The 18,943-nt window shown below is 65.9% G+C and carries 21 protein-coding genes; 10 read left to right on the top strand and 11 right to left on the bottom strand.

Annotated elements, in window-relative coordinates; genetic code table 11:
* Positions 1 to 3: 3 nt before the first annotated feature.
* Positions 4 to 513 (bottom strand): hypothetical protein, encoded by a 510-nt coding sequence (locus ACFQ2S_RS21655; protein ID WP_386077921.1) that lies wholly within the window; start codon positions 511 to 513, stop codon positions 4 to 6.
* A 114-nt stretch (positions 514 to 627) separates the two neighbouring features.
* Here ACFQ2S_RS21655 and ACFQ2S_RS21650 point away from each other — a divergent pair, with 114 nt between their 5' ends.
* Positions 628 to 1,617 (top strand): YihY/virulence factor BrkB family protein, encoded by a 990-nt coding sequence (locus ACFQ2S_RS21650; protein ID WP_386077919.1) that lies wholly within the window; start codon positions 628 to 630, stop codon positions 1,615 to 1,617.
* Between the two features lie 84 nt (positions 1,618 to 1,701).
* On the opposite strand, the gene ACFQ2S_RS21645 is transcribed toward ACFQ2S_RS21650, so the two are convergent.
* Positions 1,702 to 2,649, bottom strand: a complete 948-nt coding sequence (locus ACFQ2S_RS21645) for a DNA topoisomerase IB (protein ID WP_386077917.1) — start codon at positions 2,647 to 2,649, stop codon at positions 1,702 to 1,704.
* 165 nt (positions 2,650 to 2,814) lie between these two features.
* Here ACFQ2S_RS21645 and ACFQ2S_RS21640 point away from each other — a divergent pair, with 165 nt between their 5' ends.
* Positions 2,815 to 3,330: a pyridoxamine 5'-phosphate oxidase family protein gene (locus ACFQ2S_RS21640; protein ID WP_386077914.1), complete on the top strand. Its 516-nt coding sequence runs from the start codon at positions 2,815 to 2,817 to the stop codon at positions 3,328 to 3,330.
* 95 nt (positions 3,331 to 3,425) lie between these two features.
* Here the strand turns inward: ACFQ2S_RS21640 and ACFQ2S_RS21635 are convergent, their stop codons facing one another.
* Both ACFQ2S_RS21635 and ACFQ2S_RS21630 read right to left on the bottom strand, forming a co-directional pair.
* Positions 3,426 to 4,313, bottom strand: a complete 888-nt coding sequence (locus ACFQ2S_RS21635; protein ID WP_386077911.1) for an alpha/beta fold hydrolase — start codon at positions 4,311 to 4,313, stop codon at positions 3,426 to 3,428.
* A 1-nt stretch (position 4,314) separates the two neighbouring features.
* Positions 4,315 to 4,665, bottom strand: a complete 351-nt coding sequence (locus tag ACFQ2S_RS21630; protein WP_386077908.1) for a DUF3140 domain-containing protein — start codon at positions 4,663 to 4,665, stop codon at positions 4,315 to 4,317.
* A gap of 422 nt (positions 4,666 to 5,087) precedes the next feature.
* Between ACFQ2S_RS21630 and ACFQ2S_RS21625 the strand changes: the two genes are divergently transcribed.
* Positions 5,088 to 7,148 carry a catalase gene (locus ACFQ2S_RS21625; protein ID WP_386077906.1) on the top strand — a complete coding sequence of 687 codons (2,061 nt, stop codon included), beginning with the start codon at positions 5,088 to 5,090 and terminating at the stop codon, positions 7,146 to 7,148.
* A 164-nt stretch (positions 7,149 to 7,312) separates the two neighbouring features.
* Entirely contained in the window at positions 7,313 to 7,828 is a 516-nt protein-coding gene (locus ACFQ2S_RS21620; protein ID WP_449369421.1) for a DUF305 domain-containing protein, read from the top strand.
* Positions 7,829 to 8,022: 194 nt separating this feature from the next.
* On the opposite strand, the gene ACFQ2S_RS21615 is transcribed toward ACFQ2S_RS21620, so the two are convergent.
* Positions 8,023 to 8,220, bottom strand: coding sequence for a CsbD family protein (locus ACFQ2S_RS21615; RefSeq protein WP_386077903.1), 198 nt, complete (start codon positions 8,218 to 8,220; stop codon positions 8,023 to 8,025).
* Positions 8,221 to 8,426: 206 nt separating this feature from the next.
* Here ACFQ2S_RS21615 and ACFQ2S_RS21610 point away from each other — a divergent pair, with 206 nt between their 5' ends.
* The gene (locus tag ACFQ2S_RS21610) at positions 8,427 to 9,089 is read left to right on the top strand and encodes a potassium channel family protein (protein WP_386077900.1); all 663 of its coding nucleotides are present in this window, start codon (positions 8,427 to 8,429) and stop codon (positions 9,087 to 9,089) included.
* 31 nt (positions 9,090 to 9,120) lie between these two features.
* Positions 9,121 to 10,422, top strand: a complete 1,302-nt coding sequence (locus tag ACFQ2S_RS21605; protein WP_386077898.1) for a TrkH family potassium uptake protein — start codon at positions 9,121 to 9,123, stop codon at positions 10,420 to 10,422.
* Between the two features lie 6 nt (positions 10,423 to 10,428).
* Here ACFQ2S_RS21605 and ACFQ2S_RS21600 read toward each other — a convergent pair whose 3' ends face one another.
* From ACFQ2S_RS21600 to ACFQ2S_RS21590, 3 genes are all read right to left on the bottom strand, one after another.
* Positions 10,429 to 11,544, bottom strand: coding sequence for a THUMP domain-containing class I SAM-dependent RNA methyltransferase (locus tag ACFQ2S_RS21600; protein WP_386077896.1), 1,116 nt, complete (start codon positions 11,542 to 11,544; stop codon positions 10,429 to 10,431).
* A 57-nt stretch (positions 11,545 to 11,601) separates the two neighbouring features.
* Entirely contained in the window at positions 11,602 to 11,766 is a 165-nt protein-coding gene (locus ACFQ2S_RS21595) for a hypothetical protein (RefSeq protein WP_386077893.1), read from the bottom strand.
* Positions 11,767 to 11,859: 93 nt separating this feature from the next.
* Positions 11,860 to 12,657, bottom strand: coding sequence for a glycoside hydrolase family 25 protein (locus ACFQ2S_RS21590; RefSeq protein WP_386077890.1), 798 nt, complete (start codon positions 12,655 to 12,657; stop codon positions 11,860 to 11,862).
* 190 nt (positions 12,658 to 12,847) lie between these two features.
* On the opposite strand from ACFQ2S_RS21590, the gene hslU reads away from it, so the two are divergent.
* Together hslU and ACFQ2S_RS21580 are read left to right on the top strand one after the other, a co-directional pair.
* Positions 12,848 to 14,155 (top strand): ATP-dependent protease ATPase subunit HslU, encoded by a 1,308-nt coding sequence (gene hslU, locus ACFQ2S_RS21585; protein WP_386077888.1) that lies wholly within the window; start codon positions 12,848 to 12,850, stop codon positions 14,153 to 14,155.
* A 120-nt stretch (positions 14,156 to 14,275) separates the two neighbouring features.
* The gene (locus ACFQ2S_RS21580) at positions 14,276 to 15,523 is read left to right on the top strand and encodes an MFS transporter (RefSeq protein ID WP_386077885.1); all 1,248 of its coding nucleotides are present in this window, start codon (positions 14,276 to 14,278) and stop codon (positions 15,521 to 15,523) included.
* On the opposite strand, the gene ACFQ2S_RS21575 is transcribed toward ACFQ2S_RS21580, so the two are convergent.
* Genes ACFQ2S_RS21575 through ACFQ2S_RS21565 form a run of 3 tightly spaced genes read right to left on the bottom strand, consistent with a single transcriptional unit; the run spans position 15,485 to position 17,755 of the window.
* Entirely contained in the window at positions 15,485 to 16,099 is a 615-nt protein-coding gene (locus ACFQ2S_RS21575) for a Smr/MutS family protein (RefSeq protein WP_386077882.1), read from the bottom strand. The genes ACFQ2S_RS21580 and ACFQ2S_RS21575 overlap by 39 nt on opposite strands.
* A 10-nt stretch (positions 16,100 to 16,109) precedes the next feature.
* The gene (mltA, locus tag ACFQ2S_RS21570) at positions 16,110 to 17,090 is read right to left on the bottom strand and encodes a murein transglycosylase A (RefSeq protein WP_386077881.1); all 981 of its coding nucleotides are present in this window, start codon (positions 17,088 to 17,090) and stop codon (positions 16,110 to 16,112) included.
* The gene (locus ACFQ2S_RS21565) at positions 17,087 to 17,755 is read right to left on the bottom strand and encodes a Tim44/TimA family putative adaptor protein (RefSeq protein WP_386077878.1); all 669 of its coding nucleotides are present in this window, start codon (positions 17,753 to 17,755) and stop codon (positions 17,087 to 17,089) included. Before ACFQ2S_RS21565 ends, mltA begins: the two co-directional genes overlap by 4 nt.
* Positions 17,756 to 17,860: 105 nt before the next feature.
* Between ACFQ2S_RS21565 and ACFQ2S_RS21560 the strand changes: the two genes are divergently transcribed.
* Both ACFQ2S_RS21560 and secB read left to right on the top strand, forming a co-directional pair.
* Positions 17,861 to 18,346, top strand: a complete 486-nt coding sequence (locus ACFQ2S_RS21560; RefSeq protein WP_386077876.1) for an FxsA family protein — start codon at positions 17,861 to 17,863, stop codon at positions 18,344 to 18,346.
* Positions 18,347 to 18,408: 62 nt separating this feature from the next.
* Positions 18,409 to 18,933 (top strand): protein-export chaperone SecB, encoded by a 525-nt coding sequence (secB, locus tag ACFQ2S_RS21555; RefSeq protein ID WP_386077873.1) that lies wholly within the window; start codon positions 18,409 to 18,411, stop codon positions 18,931 to 18,933.
* The last annotated feature ends 10 nt before the right edge of the window (positions 18,934 to 18,943 follow it).

Below are 18,943 nucleotides of genomic sequence, written 5' to 3'. Positions count from 1 at the left end.
GACTTATACCGCCCCGCGCGACGTCGGATCGGCGCTCACATGGTTGCCGCCAACGATGGTCGGCGCGCTGTTCGGCGGAACCGTATCGCGCGCCCAGGGGTCATCGCTCGGGTGTGCATAGCGCGGCTCGGGATCGCGCGCCTTGAGGAAGCGGGTGGCGGCGAAGCCGGCCAGCGTCGCACCGGCGACGAAGAGCAGCGGGTTGCGCCGCGCGGCATCGCTCAGGCTGTGGGCAAGGCGGTCGATGTCGGTGTTGCGGATCTGGCTGGCCAGGTCGTCGATCCGAGCCGCGACCTGTTCGATCGCCTGGGCCTGCATCGAGTTCGGGTCGAACTCGGCCGCGGCGGCATCGGCGGCGCTGGCGTGGCGATGCATCTGATCGGCCACGCTGTCGCGGGCGGCTTCGGCTTCGCCCTTGATGCGGGCCTCGACCTTTTCACGGGTGTCGTCGGCGACAGTCTGGGCGTGATGCTTGACTTGTTCGGTAACAGTTTTCTCGGTGACGTCGGCCATCTCAGCCTCCTTTCGCGATGTGTTTCCTTGAGCAGCCAACGCCGCGTCTCACCGATATGTTCCCGGAACCTTGTCGCGCCGCATCGCGTTGAACGCCCAAAGAGGAGCATGACCATGAGCCGCGGACGCGATGCGAGACGACCGACCGAAATGACCCTTCCCGGATGGCGCGACACGGCGGCACGCGTGGGGCAACGGTTCGGATCGCTGCATCTGCCGTTGATCGCCGCGGGTGTCGCGTTTTATGGATTGCTGGCAATTTTTCCAGCGATTTCAGCGGGTGTTGCCATTCTGGGCTTGGTGCTGGACCCGAGCACGCTGGTCTCTCAATCCCAGTGGCTCTTCGAGCAACTGCCGAGTTCCGCAGCGTCGATCATTTCCGACCAGGTACGGGAGGTGGCCGGAGCGGCGTCCAACTCGCTCGGCGTCGCGGCGCTTCTCTCGCTTGCCATCGCCCTGTGGTCGGCCTCCAACGCTACCGGCAGCCTGATCCAGGGGATCGGGCTGATCTGGGAGGAAGAGGATGAACGTGGTTTCGTGAAAACCCGGTTGCTGACCATCGGCATGACGCTGGCGCTGATCGCCGGACTCGGGCTGTTCATCGGCGTCGTGGCGGCGATCCCCGGGTTCCTCGCGATCGTCGGGGCGGGTCAGGGGCTGGTTGATGCCGTGATGATCGCGCGCTGGCCCATCGGCGCGGTGATCGGCATCGCGATGATCGCGATGCTCTATCGATGGGGACCGGACCGCCGGTCCGCGAAGTGGCGCTGGCTCACGCCGGGGTCGGTGCTGGCCTGCATCCTATGGATCGCGGGCACCATCGGGTTCAGCCATTACGTGCAGAGCTTCGCCAGCTACAACGAGACCTTCGGCACGATTGCCGGGGTGATCATCCTGCTCACCTGGATGTGGCTCTCTGCGCTGATCGTTCTGTCGGGGGCGCTGATCGATGCCGAGCTCGAAGCGCAGACCGCGCGGGATACGACCGTAGGTCCGGATCGCCCGATGGGATCGCGTGGTGCGGTGAAGGCGGACACGTTAGGCAAGGGCGGCGACGGCCGCGGCGGCGAGAGCGACCGGCCCGGTGCGCTGGCTGCCGGCTGAACACCGCCCTGTCCTGCCTGTCCGCATCGGGTCGGCGGCAAGAACTGCGCCGCACTATCCGATGTCGGCTCCCTCGGACAGCGGTCAACCGTTCAGGAGGCGAAGCAACTCCGGCTCACCGACCCGCCATCCATCCCCCGGAGCGGGATCAGGTTCCGGCAACGCCGCATCGGCCCCAGCAAGCGCGATCACCTTCGGGTGGACGTAACTGGTGCGTGCTACGGCCGGAGTGTTGTGCAGCCGCTCTGCTGCGGCATTGGCCAGATCGGAGATCTGCGCGGCCCCGTCATGCGCCGCACAGTATGCGGCATGGGTGCCGTTCCAGGTGCGGAAGGTCTTGGGGGTCAGATCCTCGCCGGCGAGATCGCTCATCACCTCCCGCAGGTGTTCGGACCGGACCGGCGCGCCGCTTTCCGCAAAGGTGACAAGTTCCGCACCTGGCAGGTCCTGACAGGATTCCAGTACCTTGGCGAGCCGCGTGCCGGTCAACTGGGTCCGAATCTTGCGTCCGCCCTTGCCGGCGAAGTGGAGCATGATCCGGCCTTCGGAGATCGTCACGTGCCGGGGCTGCAGGGTGGTTGCGCCGAAGCTCTCGTTCTCGGCCGCGTAGGCCGGATCGCCCACCCGGATCGAGGCACGGTCGAGGAGCGCCAGCACCGCCGCGACGGCGGTGTCGCGGTCGGACGGATCGCCCCGCAGGCGGCTGGCGACCCAACGCCGGAGGCGCGGCAAGGCGGCGCCGAAGGCCGGCAGTTGCGCGAACTTCAGCTCCGCCCGGCGCGCCACCCAGTCCGGGTGATAGATGTACTGCTTCCGCCCGCGGGCATCGCGGCCGGATGCCTGCAGGTGGCCTTTGGGATCGGGACAGTACCAGACCTCGGTATAGGCCGGCGGCACCGCGAGCGCCTTGAGGCGCGCCCGTGTCTCGGCCTTTGCCAGACGGCGGCCATCGGTGTCGAGATAGGTGAAGCCGCGCCCGCAGCGGCGGCGCCGATAACCGGGGTCGGTGTCGCTCACATAGCTCAGGGCCATCCTGCACGCTCCTTTCCCGTGACGTGGATGGCGGGAGAACGCGCGAGAGAACGCCCGGGTTCCATGGAACCAATCCCGCCCGTCGCCGGTTCTCCCAACAAGGACAGATCGCGCGCCTTGCCAGACGCGGGGCGCGCACAAATCGCAAACGGAAAGGATGACCTCATGGCCAGGAAAGTGGAAACCGACGAAGGCGCACGGGAGCAGCTCTGGGCGCAACTCGACAAGGGCCGGGTGTCGATGCTCTGGCTCAAGGACAGCGCGCAGCATCCGCAGCCGATGACCCATTTCACCGACGAGGGGGACGGCGTGCTATGGTACATCACGTCGTCCGACACCGACCTGGCGCAGGGGATCGATGCGGGCCGGGACGCCGCGCTGACCTATGTGTCGAGCAACCAGGACTACCACGCCAGCGTCACCGGCCGGCTGGAGATCGTGCAGGATGCCGCGAAGCTGGACGAGCTCTGGAGCACGCCCGTCGCGGCCTGGTTCGAAGGCGGTCGGGACGATCCCAAGGTCTGCCTGCTGCGGTTCACGCCGGATGAAGCCGCGATCTGGGCGTCGGAAGCCAACATGGTTCTGGTCGGGCTCAAGCTGTTGCGCGCGGGCCTGTCGGAGGGTGGCGGCTATCCCGACATCGGCGTGCACCGCGTCATCAAGCTCGCCGACGCGGCGTGACTGTCCGGGGCCGTTGCCGCCCAGCGCTTCGGAACATCTGAAAATGGGAAAGGGGCCGCACGGCCCCTATCTCGTGGGTTCGTCAGTTCACCCGGTCAGGCGATGCGGCCGCAATGCTGCAGCCAGCCGCGCAGCGCGGTGGCGACGTCGCCCGGGCTTTCGGCAAAGAGCAGGTGACCGCCGTCGATCAGCATCGCCTGCGCCTTCGGTGCCTTGCGGATGAGTTCGAGCTGGTGATGCGGCGGCACCACGATGTCCCTTGTACCGATCAGCGACAGGACCGGCGCGTCCACGCGTTCGAGCAGGTGCCCGATATCGGCGGTCAGCACCCATTCGACGCAGGCGCTCACCGCGTCCGGGTCGCAGCCCAGAAGGGCGCGGCGCATGTCCTCGGCCCAGGGCGCGTCAAGCGCCATCCCGGCGGCAGCGTCCAGTCCACGGCGGAAACGGGCGGGCGTGCGCAACCAGGCGGACCAGAACAGGCGCGCCAGTGGACGGCCTATGCCGGGCAGCATCATCGCCCGGGCGCAGGGGTCAAACCGGCGGCCGCGGTGGCCGGAGGTCAGCGCGCCCACGAGGAACAGGCCGGAGACCAGTTCCGGGCGGCGCGCGGCCAGCGCGAGGGCCAGAAGGCCGCCGGTCGAATGACCCACCAGCACGACGCCCTTATTGCCGTGCCGCTGTTCGATCGACCGGGCGGCCGCGTCGAGCCAGGTGTCGATCCGGAGCTTCGGCCGGAGCCGCTCGCGCCGATCCGCCGCCCCGTGACCGGGAAGGTCGAGGCAGAGCGGATCCGCGAGGTCGAGCCGGTGGATGATGTCCGCCCAGACATGCGGGGTTTCGAACAAACCGGGCAGGAAGACCGGTTCGGGGCGCTCCGTCGCCACGAGTTGTTGCAACGGCGGGGAGAGGTGCCCGATGGGCGCCGGATCGGGAAGCGAGCGCATATGCGGCTCGGCGGAGTGGAATTGACTGCCATCCATCTCAAGAACACCCGTCGGAGCGCAGCGGATCGTGGCCCCAGTTCATCAGCGAATACCGCCAGGCGCTGTCCTCGACGCCGTCGTCCGGGCCGCCCTGGGCGCAATGGCGTTTGATGTAACCGACGACCTTGGCCATGTGGTTCCACTGGCCATCCGACAGCTCGTCCCTCCGGCTACGCTTGATCTCGACAATTCGGCGGCCGGAGTCCCGCCCCGTGGAGCCTGCGTCGCCGGTGTCGCCCACCGACTTGCTCTGTTCCGTCTTCAGCCAGTCCTCGATCTCGGCCGGGCTCATGTTCACCAGATCCCTCCACTCGCTCCAGATCTGATCGCGGGATTTCGATGAACTCATGACGTGTGTTTCTCCAGGTCGTGACAGACGCGCCGCACAGCCGCCGGCGAACGGTAAACGCGCGAGGTGGGGTGCAGGTTCCCGTGTGCGGGCCAACCACACCGGGTTTTTCGGGTTTTCGGAGCCCGCATGGGAACCGAGGGCGCTTTCCGGCGTTTGACGTCCCGTGAGGCATTGCAGGCTGCGGCCATGACCAACCTCAACCCGACGATCCTCGCCTCCAAGGGCTGGTGACTGTGTCTCCGGCGCCCTTTCTCGTGGCGTTTATATATCTGATTTACATACGTTTTTTATCGAAACCTTGAGGAACCAATCCCGGACTGACCCGTTAACCGGGTACATCGGGGCCAGACGGCCGGGCTTTCCGCCAGCCGCCAAAGTCCCCTGCCCGACACTGGCACATCAAGACGGAGATTATCCCCATGGCCCGAGAGACATCCCGGCGCGGCAGCGCAGGAGAGCTCCACCAGACATCCGGCAATGACGTTCCCCGCCTGACAACTCAGCAGGGCACGCCCGTTTCCGACGACCAGAACACGCTGCGGCAGGGCCCACGCGGCCCGGCGTTGATGGAGGATTTCCATTTCCGGGAGAAACTCTTTCACTTCGAACACGAACGTATTCCCGAGCGCGTGGTCCACGCTCGCGGTTATGGCGCGCACGGTTACTTCGAAACCTACGACCCGATCCCGGAGTTGACCCGCGCCGATCTGTTCCAGCGCAAGGGCGAGAAGACGCCGGCCTTTGTCCGCTTCTCCACCGTGGCGGGCAACAAGGGCTCGGCCGACCTCGCCCGCGACGTGCGCGGTTTCGCCGTGCGGCTCTATACCAAGGAGGGCAACTGGGACATCGTCGGCAACAACATCCCGGTGTTCTTCATCCAGGACGCGATCAAGTTCCCCGACCTGATCCACGCCGCCAAACAGGCCCCGGACCGCGCCTTCCCGCAGGCGCAGACGGCGCATGACAACTTCTGGGACTTCATCTCGCTGATGCCCGAAGCGATGAACATGGTCATGTGGACCATGTCCGACCGGGCAATCCCCCGCTCCTTCCGCTTCATGGAAGGTTTCGGCGTGCACACCTTCCGGATGGTCAACGCCGAAGGAAAATCGCATTTCGTCAAGTTCCACTGGAAGCCGAAGCAGGGCGTGCAATCCGTCACCTGGCCGGAGGCGCTGCGGATCAACGGCGCGGACCCCGATTTCCACCGCCGCGACCTGTGGGACGCGATCCAGAGCGGCGACTATCCCGAGTGGGAGCTGGGGCTGCAGGTATTTGACGACGACTTCGCCGACAGCTTCGATTTCGACGTGCTCGACGCCACCAAGCTGATCCCCGAGGAACTGGTGCCGGTGCGCAAGGTCGGCCGGTTGGTGCTCGACCGGATGGTCGACAACTTCTTTGCAGAGACCGAGCAGGTCGCCTTTCAGACCGGCAACATCGTCCCCGGCATCGACTTCACCAATGACCCGCTTCTGCAAGGGCGCAACTTTTCCTATCTCGACACGCAGCTGAAGCGGTTGGGCAGTCCCAATTTCGCGCACCTGCCGATCAACGCGCCGAAATGCCCGTTCCACCACTTCCAGCAGGACGGCCACATGGCGATGCACAACCCCACAGGCCGCGCCAATTACGAGCCGAATTCCTGGGGTGGCGCGGAAGGTGGCCCGCGGGAGAGCCCGGAAGACGGGTTCCAGTCGCTGCCGGAGGAGAACCCCGGCCCGAAGGTGCGCGCACGGTCGGAAACCTTTGCCGACCACTACAGCCAGGCGCGGCAGTTCTACATCAGCCAGACCGAGGTGGAGCAGCGCCACATCGTCGATGCGCTGGTGTTCGAGCTCAGCAAGGTCGAGACACCGGCGATCCGCACCCGGATGCTCTCGCACCTGCTGAACATCCACACCGATCTGGCCGAGGCGACCGCCGAAGGGCTCGGCATGGAGCTTCCCGAGCCGGCCGAACCCGCCCTGCCGGTGAACGAGAGCCTGCCCGCCTCCCCTGCCCTGTCGATCCTGAAGAACGCCCCGGAGAGCCTCGCCGGGCGGAAGCTCGGCATCCTGATCTCGGATGGCGCCGACGCCGAGGCGCTGGCCTCGCTCACAGAGGCCGCAAAGGAAGCGGGCGTCACTCCGGTGCTCGTCGGACCGCGGGTCGGTAGCGTCACGCTGTCGGACGGGAGCACGACGGAGGCTGACGAAAAGATCGACGGCGGCCCCTCGGTCCTGTTCGACGTGGCGGCAATCCTCGTGGACGGCGACGGCGCCAAGGCCCTCGGGGCGATGCATGCCGCCCGGACCTGGGTGGCCGACGCCTGGGCGCATGGCAAGTTCATCGCCCACAGCACGGACGCCGAGGCGCTGATGACGAGGGCCGGCATGCCGGAGGACCCCGGCGAAGGGGTGATGTGCCTCGATCACACCTCGGCCGCCGACTTCCTGATCGCCGCTACCGCGCTTCGCATCTGGGACCGGGCTCCCTGACCCAACGAACCGCCCGGTGCCGACGCGCCGGGCGGATACTTTCCCGACGGGTGGCGGAACTCCGATCTCCGCCACCCGTTTCCATTTCTGACAGCGCCGAATGGCACGCGGAACGGAGCGCTCCCCTGCCCCGGACACGGCGCAAGAAATCGACGGAGGACTTCATGGACAGCTCACACAACGGCTCGGGCGGAATGCGTTACGGGCGGTTTTTCGCGATGATCGGTACGTCGACGCTCGTGATGTACGGCCTGATGTATCTAAACACCTATGCGCTTGGGCATGTGTTCTTCTCCCAGACGCGGGCGTGGATGGCGCTCTACATGGGCGGCGCGATGGCCGTCATCATGTTGGCCTTCATGCTTGGGATGTATGCCAATCGGCGGGTCAACATGGCGATCTTCTTCGGCGCAGCGCTCGCCTTCGCGCTTGGCGTCACGATGGTGCGATCGCAGGCGACGGTGGGCGACGTGGCCTGGATGAAGGCGATGATCCCGCACCATTCCATCGCCATCATGACCAGCGAACGCGCGAACTTGTCCGACCCCCGCGTCAAGGCTCTGGCGGTCCAGATCGCCGACACTCAGCGACGCGAGATCGCAGAGATGACGGCCTATATCGCCGACATCGAGGCCAACGGAGATGCGCCAGACGGCACCGAAAGGTCTACGGAGCCGTGAAACCGCCCTGCCCCGTAAACTCCAGCGGCGCCCGATTGCCGGGCATCGATCGGACAAAAGAATACCCCCCACGCGTGTCCGGCCGGTCGCATGGGGGGAATTTACTCGTGGGGCGGCGTCCGCCGATCAACCGGATAATGGTCCTTCGGTGATCAGGTCAGACCGCGTCTCTCCCTTGGGAGAGCGGTACGCTGTCAGACGTCGGCCAGCCAGCGATCAACGGCTTCGCGGGCCTCTTCCTTGCTCTTGCCATACTTCTGCTGAAGCAGGCCCTCGAACTGCTCGCGATCGCCTTGCGCCTCGGTCAGCTCGTCCTCGGTGAGCTTCCCCCAGGTCTCGATGGCCTTGCCCTTCATCTCTTTCCAGTTACCCTGAATCTGGTCCCAGTTCATGGCGTTTCCCTTCCTCGAAAACCGGCGCTCGCACCATGCGGCGCCTTCGGAAAGAGAACGGAATCCGCGCGGGATTGTTCCGGCACGGTGACACGATATCGGCGTTGGTGAGCGGCCCGGCGCCCAGGCACGCCCCGCCTCGACGCAGTTGAAACCGCCGGGATTTCGGCAATAGTGGAGCCGTTGTCCCAGCACGCAGGTTTGCCATGTCTCCCCCTCCCCGCAGTTTCGCCGTTATCGGCCTCGGCACGTTCGGTTCCACCGTCGCCAAGGAACTGGCGCGGTTCGGCAACTATGTCATCGGTATCGACATCAACGAGCGCGCCGTCTCGGCGCTGGCTGACCTGATCTCCTATGCGGTGATCGCCGACGCCCGCGACGAGGCGGCCCTGCGCGAGGCCGGCGTTGGCGATTGCGACGTCGCACTGATCGCCATCGGCGAGGATCTGGAGGCGAACGTCCTTTCCACGATCAACGCCAAGATGGTCGGCGCCGAGACGATCTGGGCCAAGGCGATCAACCGCACGCACCACCGAATCCTCAGCAAGCTCGGCGCAGAGCGGGTGATCCTGCCCGAAGAGGAGGTCGGGCTGCACGTCGCGCAGGTACTGCACAACCCGCGAATGCGAAACTACCTGAGCATGGGCAACGGCTTTCACGTCGTGAACTTCCTCGTACCGGAAGAAATCGGGGGCAAACGGCTGGCCGACCTGAAGCTGAAGGAGAGGTTTCGGGTGCGCAGCCTTGGCGTGATGCGCGGCACCGATTTCCTCGGGAGCGAGGCCGAGAACCCGCTGCTGAAAGTCGAGGACAAGCTGATGCTGCTCGGCCGGCGCAACGATCTTCGCGATTTCGCGGCGAGCCTCTGACATGGGTCGCAGGCGGGGTCGCAGGCACCGGATGCCGGCGCCGCCGGTCTTGCTGGCGGGTCTCTACCTCGCGCTGACCCTGATCGGCGCCGCGCTGCTGTCGCTACCGTTTGCCGCGACTCAGGACATCTCGGTCGGCGACGCCATCTTCACCGCCACATCCGCGGTCACGGTCACCGGGCTTTCGGTGGTCGACGTTGGCGCCAGCCTGACGCTGTTCGGGCAGGTGGTGCTGCTGGTGCTGATCCAGATCGGCGGGGTTGGGCTGATGACCTTTGCGGTGCTGCTGCTCTCCTCGCTGGGGTTGCAGATCAACACCCATTCGCGCCACGTCCTGCGCGAAGACCTCAACCAGAGTTCCACGCACGACCTGATGGGTCTTGTGCGCTCGGTGATCCGGATCTCGCTGGCCGTCGAGGCCGCAGGCGTGGTGGTTCTGGCGCTGGTCTTCGTGCCGGAGCTGGGGTTCAGGCAGGGGCTCTGGTATGCGCTTTTTCACTCGGTTTCGGCCTTCAACAACGCCGGCTTCGGGCTCCGGGCGGACAGCCTGATACAGTGGGTCTCCGACCCGATCATCAACCTCGCGGTGCCGGCGCTCTTCATCATCGGCGGCATCGGATTCGTGGTGATCGGCGACATCATGGAGAAGCGGCGTTGGCGGCTTCTGAGCATGCACACCAAGCTGATGCTGGTGGGAACGGTGGCGCTGACCGTCTATGGCATGGCCGGCTTCGCGGTGCTGGAGTGGACCAACGAGGACACGCTCGGCAGGCTGGAAACCGTGGGGGCGAAGCTGGCGGCGAGCTGGTTCCAGTCGGTGACGACGCGCACCGCCGGGTTCAACACCGTAGACCTCTCGCAAATCCACGACAGCACCGCGCTGATGATGATCGCCCTGATGCTGGTCGGCGGCGGCAGCGCCTCCACCGCGGGCGGGATCAAGGTGACGACGCTGATGGTGGCGTTGATGGCGACGGTCGCCTTCTTCAAGCAACGCTCGCCCCGTGCCTTCGGTCGCCGGATCGGACCGGACCAGGTGCTCAAGGTGATGGCGCTGACCACGATCGCGATGCTGACGATGTTGACCGGGCTGTTCCTTGTGTCGATCTCGCACGATGGCGATTTTCTCGATCTTGCGTTCGAGGTGGCCTCCGCCTTCGGCACCACCGGGCTGAGCCGCGGCTCGACCGGGGAACTCGACACGCTCGGACGGACCGTGATGATCGTCCTGATGTTCCTCGGGCGGGTCGGGCCGCTGACGATCGGCTACCTTCTGGCCACGCGCAAGGTCTCGCGGGTGAAATTCCCGGAGGGGCGTGTCTACCTCGGCTGAGACCGGTCAGGGCAGGGGATCTGTGCGGAAGAGATACACTTTGAGCGAGCCGTGGGCGATCGGCGCTCCGGACGGCAGGAAGGGCAGGCCGGTGGACCTGGCGAGACCCGCGTCAGAGGTGACGATGCCGACGCGCCAGCCTGAGAACCTCTCCTTCAGGGTGCGGCCAAGCGCATCATGCACCGCAAAGAGCGGCTTTCGGTTGCCGATGCGGGCACCGTAGGGCGGGTTGACGATCACAAGGCCCGGGGGGCCATCGGGGCGTTGAAGATCGCTGACGGAGCGGGTGGCGAACTCCGTCCAATCGGCGATACCGGCGCGCTCGGCATTGGCCTGACTCATCCGTATGGCCCCGGCATCACGGTCCGAGCCGTAGAACTTATGTTTTGATATCAATGACTTGCCGGATTCGCGCAGCGCCTCCCATGCGGCGGGATCGAAGCTCGCCAGCTGTTCGAAGGCGAAGCTGCGGCTGCGACCCGGGGCGAGTCCGGCGGCGATCTCGGCGGCCTCGATGACGAAGGTGCCGGAGCCGCACATCGGGTCCAGCACTGGCTCCGTTCCGGTATAGCCACAACTGCGCAGGAGGAGCGCGGCCATGGTCTCGCGCATCGGCGCCTTGCCGACGGCCTCCTTGTGGCCGCGCTTGTGCAGGGACTCGCCGGAGGTGTCGACGGAGATGGTGCAGAGATCGTCGTCGATCCTGAGCTTGATCTGAACCGGCGCGTCCTCGGCAATCGGTGCGCCGAGCGTTTCCGTGATGGCGCGTGCGACCCGCTGGGCGGCGGCGGCCTTGTGATAGATCTTGGACCGGTGGCAGGAAGCCTCCACCCGCACCGGAACATCGGGGCGCAGCACCTCGGCCCAGGGAAACTTGCGGGCGCGCTTGTCGAGCTGGGCGAGGTGAAATGCACGGAAGGCGCCGATGCGGGCCAGCACCCGGGTCGCGCCGCGCAGTTCAAGATTGGCGCGCCAGACCTCCGGCCAGCCACCGCGAAACTCGACTCCGCCGGGGATCGCCTTGGCGCCCGCGAAACCGCGCTCGAGGGTTTCGGACAGCAGCGCGTCTTCGAGGCCGGGGGTGGCAACAAGGAAGATATCGAGATCGGGTGACCTGTTCATGCGCCTCTATACGGGTCCGCCCGGCAGAAGAGCAACACGGCGTGAGACAGATCGCGATCAGATCGCCCGAAGCACCAGGAACAGGGCGGCGAGAATGGCGCCGGCGATCAGCAGCTTCGTCGGATCTTGTCCGACGGACATCACAAGATCGGCTGCGCGGGAGCCGTTGAAGCTGCTTCCGCCACCCGTCACGCCGCCTGCGGCTATTCCGTATTCGACCATGGTTTCGGCCCTCGACGCTTGGACCCCCAGTGGAGAGCCTAACAGAAAAAGCCGGGAAAATCATGTTGAGAGCACTTCGTGGGGCGCGCGCCGTCACCGAGCCCAGGTCTTCCAGGCCTCCTGCGAACCGGCGAAGACGTTGATATCCACCGGACCCGGAATGCCGGGGATGCTGCCGGTGCCGGTGTATTGCCAAAAGGTCCAGCGCGCGCCGGGATAGGTCTCGCGCGGGTGATCGGCGACGGAGCGGAGCCAGAAATCGGTGCGCGGCAGACGGCCGATTTCGGTCTGTTCCCAAAAATCCACGGTGGTGTAAACCACCGGGCGGCGGCCGTAATGCCGTTCGAGGATGTCGAGGAAACGGCCGGCTTCTGCCCGCACGGTCGCGCCATCGGGACGCTTGCGGCAGGTCGGCGAGCGATGGTTCCACTCCATGTCGAGCACATGGGGCAGGTTGCTCATGCTCCGCGGGACATTGGCGATGAACCATCGGGCCTGATCCTCGGCCGGAGCGCAAAAATAAAAGAAATGGTAGGCGGCATGGGGAACGCCCGCTCGGGCGGCGCCGCGGCGGTGCATCTCGAAGGAGGGGTCCAGTTCCTCCACGCCTTCGGTCGCCTTGATGAAGGCGAAGGAGACGCCTGCGGCGCGGGCGCGGGGCCAGTCGATCTCGTCCTGCCAGCGCGAGACGTCGATGCCATGGACGGGGTAGGCAGTCGGTTGCCGCCCGGCCCAATCGTGCGGATCGTGGTCGGCGAAGACAGGGTGCGAGACGGTGACGTGGTTCGGCGGCACGAGGCGCGCGGTGGACGTCTGCCGACGATCGGCCGGGCTGCCGCACCCCGCGAGCACAAGGGCCGCGAGAAGGCAGGCAAGGGCAGGCAGTCGCATCGGCAGGCTCCCGGCAAACCGGCGGGCGGGCTGCCCGCGTCCTGCAATTTGCGCAAGCACTGGCCGGGCTGGCAAGGGGCAGCGCGAGGTCCGGCGGAGGATTGCCGGGAGACGGAAACCGCGCCGAATGCCTTGCGTTGGCGGCCCACATGATTACCTAGGCCGGGACGCCGCCAGACGAGGCAAGGAAATGACAGACCTGACCCCCCGCGAGATCGTGAGCGAACTCGACCGTTTCATCATCGGCCAGAAGGACGCCAAGCGCGCGGTGGCCGTTGCGCTGCGCAACCGCTGGCGGCGTAAGCAGCTGGCCGACGACCTGCGCGAGGAAGTCTATCCCAAGAACATCCTGATGATCGGCCCGACCGGTGTCGGCAAGACCGAGATCTCGCGACGGCTGGCCAAGCTGGCGCGCGCGCCGTTCATCAAGGTCGAGGCGACGAAGTTCACCGAGGTCGGCTATGTGGGCCGGGACGTGGAACAGATCGTGCGCGACCTTGTGGATGCCGCGATCCAGCAGACTCGCGAATTCATGCGCGAGGAGGTCAAGGCCAAGGCCCATGCGAACGCCGAGGAGCGGGTTCTTGAAGCGATCGCCGGATCCGATGCGCGGGAGCAGACGCGGGACATGTTCCGCGGCAAGCTCAAGCGCGGCGAGCTCGACGACACGGTGATCGAGCTGGAGGTGGCGGAGAGTGCGCCGTCGATGCCGATGTTCGAGATCCCCGGCCAGCCGGGGGGCGGAATGGGGCCGATGGACCTTGGCTCGATTTTCGGCAAGGCGTTTGGCGGGCGCAAGGTGAAGCGAAAGCTGACCGTGGCCGACAGCTACGAGGTGCTGATCTCGGAAGAGGCGGACAAGCTCCTGGACGACGAGGCGGTGACCAAGGTGGCGCTCGAGTCGGTGCAGGAGAACGGGATCGTCTTCATCGACGAGATCGACAAGGTCTGTGCCCGGCAGGAAACCCGCGGCGGCGACGTCAGCCGCGAAGGCGTGCAGCGCGACCTGCTTCCGCTGATCGAGGGCACGACGGTTTCAACCAAGCATGGTCCGGTCAAGACGGACCACATCCTGTTCATCGCGAGCGGGGCGTTCCACATCGCCAAGCCCTCGGATTTGCTGCCGGAATTGCAGGGCCGTCTGCCGATCCGCGTCGAGCTGCGGGCGCTGACCGAGAGCGATTTCGTGCGTATCCTGACCGAGACCGACAACGCGCTGACCCGCCAGTACACGGCGCTGATGGCGACCGAGGAGGTCGGCGTGAGCTTTACCGACGACGGGATCGCGGCGCTGGCCCGGATCGCGGCGGAGGTGAACCAGTCGGTGGAGAACATCGGCGCGCGGCGGCTCTACACGGTCATGGAGCGGGTTTTCGAGGAACTCAGCTTTGCCGCGCCGGACCGGGCCGGACAGGCCGTGACGGTGGATGCCGATTTCGTGGAAAAGAACCTGGGCGAGCTGTCCCGGTCGGCCGATCTGAGCCGCTACGTCCTCTGATCTGGCGGAAAGCGTGGCGCGGGCGGCGCAATGGCGCTAGTGCTGCGCCATGCTTTCCTTTTTCAATTTCACGGACTCTGACCCGAACCTGCCCCGGCCCTCCGAAAGGCGAGCGTGACGATGACTTCCACGCTGACTTTTTTGCGTGAGAACACCGCCTGGCTCGCTGCGGGTTTCCTGCTGACGCTGACCTCCAGCTTCGGGCAGACCTTCTTCATCTCGATCTTCGCCGGCGAGATCCGCGGCGCCTTCGGGTTGAGTCATGGGGATTGGGGCGCGATCTATTCGGCTGGCACGCTTGTCTCTGGGATCACCATGATCTGGGCCGGCACCCTGACGGACCGGTTCCGGGTGCGGGAGCTGATCCAGGTGGTGCTGCCGTTCTTTGCGCTCGCCTGTCTCGCGATGGCGGTGGCGCCGGGTGCGTGGGCGCTGCCATTCGTGATCTTCGCCTTGCGGCTCGCGGGGCAGGGAATGACCACCCATATCGCGATCGTCGCGATGGGGCGCTGGTTCGTCGCAACGCGGGGCCGCGCGCTTTCGGTGGCAAGCCTCGGGATCACCCTGGGCGAGTCGCTGATGCCTTTGAGCTTCGTCGCGCTGCTCGGTGTCGCCGGATGGCGGAGCCTCTGGCTGCTGGCGGCGTTGCTGATCCTCTGCGTGGTGCCGGTGCTGCTGTCCCTGCTGCGACTGGAGCGGACGCCGCAGGCCGATCTCGACGCCAGCCCATCTGTCGGAATGGAGGGCCGCGCCTGGCAGCGGGGCGAGGTGCTTCGGCACTGGCTGTTCTGGCTGATCCTGCCGCTGGTCCTGGCGCCTCCGTTTTTTGTTACCTCTCTGTTTTTCCAGCAGGTTCTTCTGGCGGAGATCAAGGGCATCGCCCATCTCTCGCTGGTCGCGCTGTTCCCGGTTTTCACCGTCTGCGCGGTGACGACAATGATGGTGAGCGGCGTCGCGCTAGACCGGCTGGGGACGTTTCGCCTGCTGACATTCCTGCTGTTGCCGATGGCTTGCGGGTTGCTGACCTTGTCGCTGGCCCATTCGCTGCCGGGCATGGCGCTCGGAATGGCGCTGGTCGGCATGACCAGCGGCGCGAACGCGACCCTGCCCAACGCGTTCTGGGCCGAAGCCTACGGAACCCGGTATCTCGGCTCGATCAAAGCGATGGCGACCTCGGCGATGGTCTTCGGTTCCGCCATCGGGCCGGTGGTGACCGGCGTCGCGGTGGACGCCGGGATCGGCTTCGAGACGCAGCTCCAGATGATGGCGGGCTATTGCCTGATAGCGATGCTGTTGGCGGCCATCGGGTTGCGGCGAGCAGGGCGGCTGCTAGCGCCGGCGGGAGAGGTAGACGTAGTAGGCGCCTGATCCGCCGTGGCTCGCGTGGGCCTGCGAGACGTGCAGGACCAACGCACCGAGCGGCGCCATGCGGAGCCATTGCGGCACTTGCGTGCGCAGGATTCCCCGCGGGGTCGGGATCGGCCCGTCGTCCTCACGCCGCTGGGTGTTGCCCTTGCCGGTTACCACCAGAACCAGTCGGCAGCCATCGGCCTGGGCCGATATGATGAAACGGCTGAGCGCCGGGTGCGCCCGGGCGAGCGTCATGCCGTGCAGGTCGATCTTGCGCTCGGGCCGCAACTTGCCTCGCTTCATCCGGTTGAAGGTCTTGTGGTCCATGCGCAGCGGCTCAGCGGCCAGACGGGCACTCAGCGTCGGCGTCAGGTTATGACCCTTGGAATGATCGTAGCGCGCGGCCTCGCCGATGCGGAATTCCGGAATGGCGGGGGAACGGGGCAGGGGCTCCGGCTGGGCCGGTTCGGGTCTCGCGCCCTCGGGCGTGACAGCCTTCGCGCGCGGATGCATCGGCGTGGCGCTGCGCGCGACGTTGCGCCAGATGGCGATGTCGTCCTCGCTGAGGCGACGGGGGGGCCGTTTGCTCGACATCCGCGCGACCTCAATCCTTCACCGGCAGGGGCATGAGCACCACCATGCGTCCCGGATCGCGCAGCGCGCCCGCTGTGATGCCCGCCTGATCGCCGCTGCCGCAGAAGATGTCGGCCCGTTGCGGACCCTTTATCGCCGAGCCGGTGTCCTGCGCGATCATTAACCGGCGGATCGAATCCGGCCCATCGGTCTCGATCCAGACCGGCGCGCCGAGCGGGGTAAACTCTGGGTCGACGGCAATACTCCGTCCCGGCGTGACCGGGCGCCCCATCGTGCCCAGCGGGCCCTTGTCGGCAGGCACGTTCGTCAGGGCGCGGAAGAACACGTAGGAGGCGTTGTGGTGGAGCAGGCTCCGGCACTCGGAGGGATTGCGGCGGAGCCAGTCCTTGATGGCGGTGGCTGTGATTTCCTCCGGGGTAAAGAACCCGCGGCGGATCATCTCTTGCCCGATCGAGCGGTAGGGGTGGCCGTTGCGGCCGTCATAGCTTACGCGGAGGATCCCGCCGTCCGGAAGCCGGATCCGGCCAGAACCTTGAACCTGAAGGAAAAACGCCTCTACGGGATCTTCCAGCCAGGCGATCTCGAGCCCGCGTCCCTCGAGCAACCCGCCCGCCTCGATCTCGGCCCGGGTCGCCCAGGGCTCGGTCTCGGGCAGATCATCAGGCCTGGCGTAGATCGGATGGCAGAAGCGCGCGCTCCTGCTCAGCGCGCCGGGCAGTTCGGGTTCGTAATATCCGGTGAAGAGCGCCGGCCCGTCGCCGACCAAGACGGGGCGAAAAAACCGCTCGAAGAAGGCGCGCGGGTCGGGCTTGGCGCGGGCGGCATCGCGGATCTGCCGCCATTCGGGGCCTTCGAGGAGATCGCAGGTTTCCAGAAAGGCCGCGAGCGCGGCCTCGTGGTCGTCCTCTCTCCAACCGACGAGATCGTCGAAGGCGAGGCTGCTTTGGCGCCAAAGGGGAGGTGCGGCCCGAACCGGCCGCGACGGTGTCATTCGCCCGTGGCGACCAGCTGCCAGTTGGGATCGCCGGTGCCCATCTTGCGGGCAAAGGTCCAGACGTCGCGCTGGCGCTTAATTTCGGTTTCGCTGCCTTCGAGCACCTTGCCCTCGGCATCGCGGACGATGTGGGTCATCTCGCCGACGAAACGCACGGTGATCTCGGCGGTGTCGGTGCCGGCGTCGAATTCCGCGCCGGTCAGCGACAGCTCGCGGACACCCACGAAATTGGAGCTTACGGTCAGGCCCTGGGCCTCGCGCTGCGCGATGACCTCTGCAAAGGCCTCCCGCACGTCGTTGTCAAGGAAGGGCTCGATCCGTTCGAGCTCACCATGCTCAAACGCCATGAGGATCATCTCGTACGCGCCGCGGGCGCCTTGCAGAAACTCATGGACGCTGAACGAGGGCTCGGCGCGCTTCATCTGGGCCAGTGCCAGAGCGGCGGAACTGCCTTCGGGAACGTTGTCGATGATGTCGCGGTCAGGACCGCCGTCGATCACTTCGAGGTCGGGACCATCGCCGCGCCCGAGACTGCTGCGCTCGCTAGGCGGGAGCTGCGGTTTCTCGAAACCTTCCCTCGTCCCGAGCACAGACCGAAGCCGCAGGATCAGGAAAATTGCGATCCCGGCCAAAACCAGGAGCTGGATCACGGCAGCGCTCATCGACGTCCTCTTTTTCGTGGCGGGTTGGTAAGTCTTGCCCACCGCACTTATGTAAGCGACCAAGGATGACAAGTCCACAAACGCAAACCCGGTTGGAGGACACCGATGCCGTTCTTGCTGCTCTTCATCGCGATCCCGTTGATCGAGATCGCATTGTTTATTCAGGTCGGCTCCCTTCTGGGGTTGGGTTGGACGCTTTTGATCGTGGTTTTGACCGCGGTTCTGGGCACCTCGCTGCTTCGGCGGCAGGGGCGGGGCGTGCTGATGCAATTGCAACGCAGCCTGGGCGAATTGAACGACCCGACGGAGCCTTTGGCCCATGGTGCGATGATCATTCTGGCAGGTGCGCTGCTTCTTACGCCGGGGTTTTTCACGGATGCGGTCGGGTTTTTGCTGATGGTCCCGAAAGTGCGCGAGGCCGCGTTCCAGCAAATCCGCAAGCGAATGGTGGTGGCCTCCTCGGCCACGTTCCAAAGCGCATCTTACCGGCGCCCGACTGGCGACAGGGGGTCAGTGATCGACGGTGACTACGAGGAAATCAAGCCCGAACCGCGACGTACCCAGGGTCCATCGGGTTGGACACGGGATTGAGACCTCGGCGGCGGTTTGATAGAGCCACATCAAGCAGAATTGATCCATTTCGGGAGAGAACCATGTCGGACCAACCCAACGAAACCGGCGCGCCGGCAGCCGGCGAAGGCCAGACGCAGCCGCAACCGCCGCAGATGCGCGTGCTCGGGCAGTTCATCCGTGACCTGTCGTTCGAGAACGTCGTGGTGCAGAAGGGCATCAGCGGCGAGCTGCAGCCGGACGTGCAGGTTCAGGTGAACCTCGACGCCAAGAAGCGCAGCGTCGAGAACCAATACGAAGTCATCACCAAGTTCAAGGTGGAGTCCAAGAGCAAGGGTTCTGACTCGGTGCTGTTCCTGCTGGAGCTGGAATACGGCGGGATCTTCCAGATCGAGAATGTTCCGGAAGAGCAGTTGCACCCCTTCCTTCTGATCGAATGCCCGCGGATGCTGTTTCCCTTCGTGCGGCGCATCGTATCGGACGTGACCCGGGACGGTGGCTTCCCGCCGCTGAACCTCGACAACGTTGATTTCGTTGCTCTTTACCGGCAGGAGCTGATCCGCCGTGCGCAGGCCGAGCAGGCCGCGAAAGCCAAGGCCGACGCCTGATCGTCACGGC

Source organism: Tropicimonas aquimaris, assembly GCF_042676185.1.
Taxonomy (GTDB): Bacteria; Pseudomonadota; Alphaproteobacteria; order Rhodobacterales; family Rhodobacteraceae; genus Tropicimonas; species Tropicimonas aquimaris.
The sequence above is the reverse complement of the archived record's forward strand: the minus strand, read 5'-3'. Positions and strand labels throughout refer to the sequence as shown.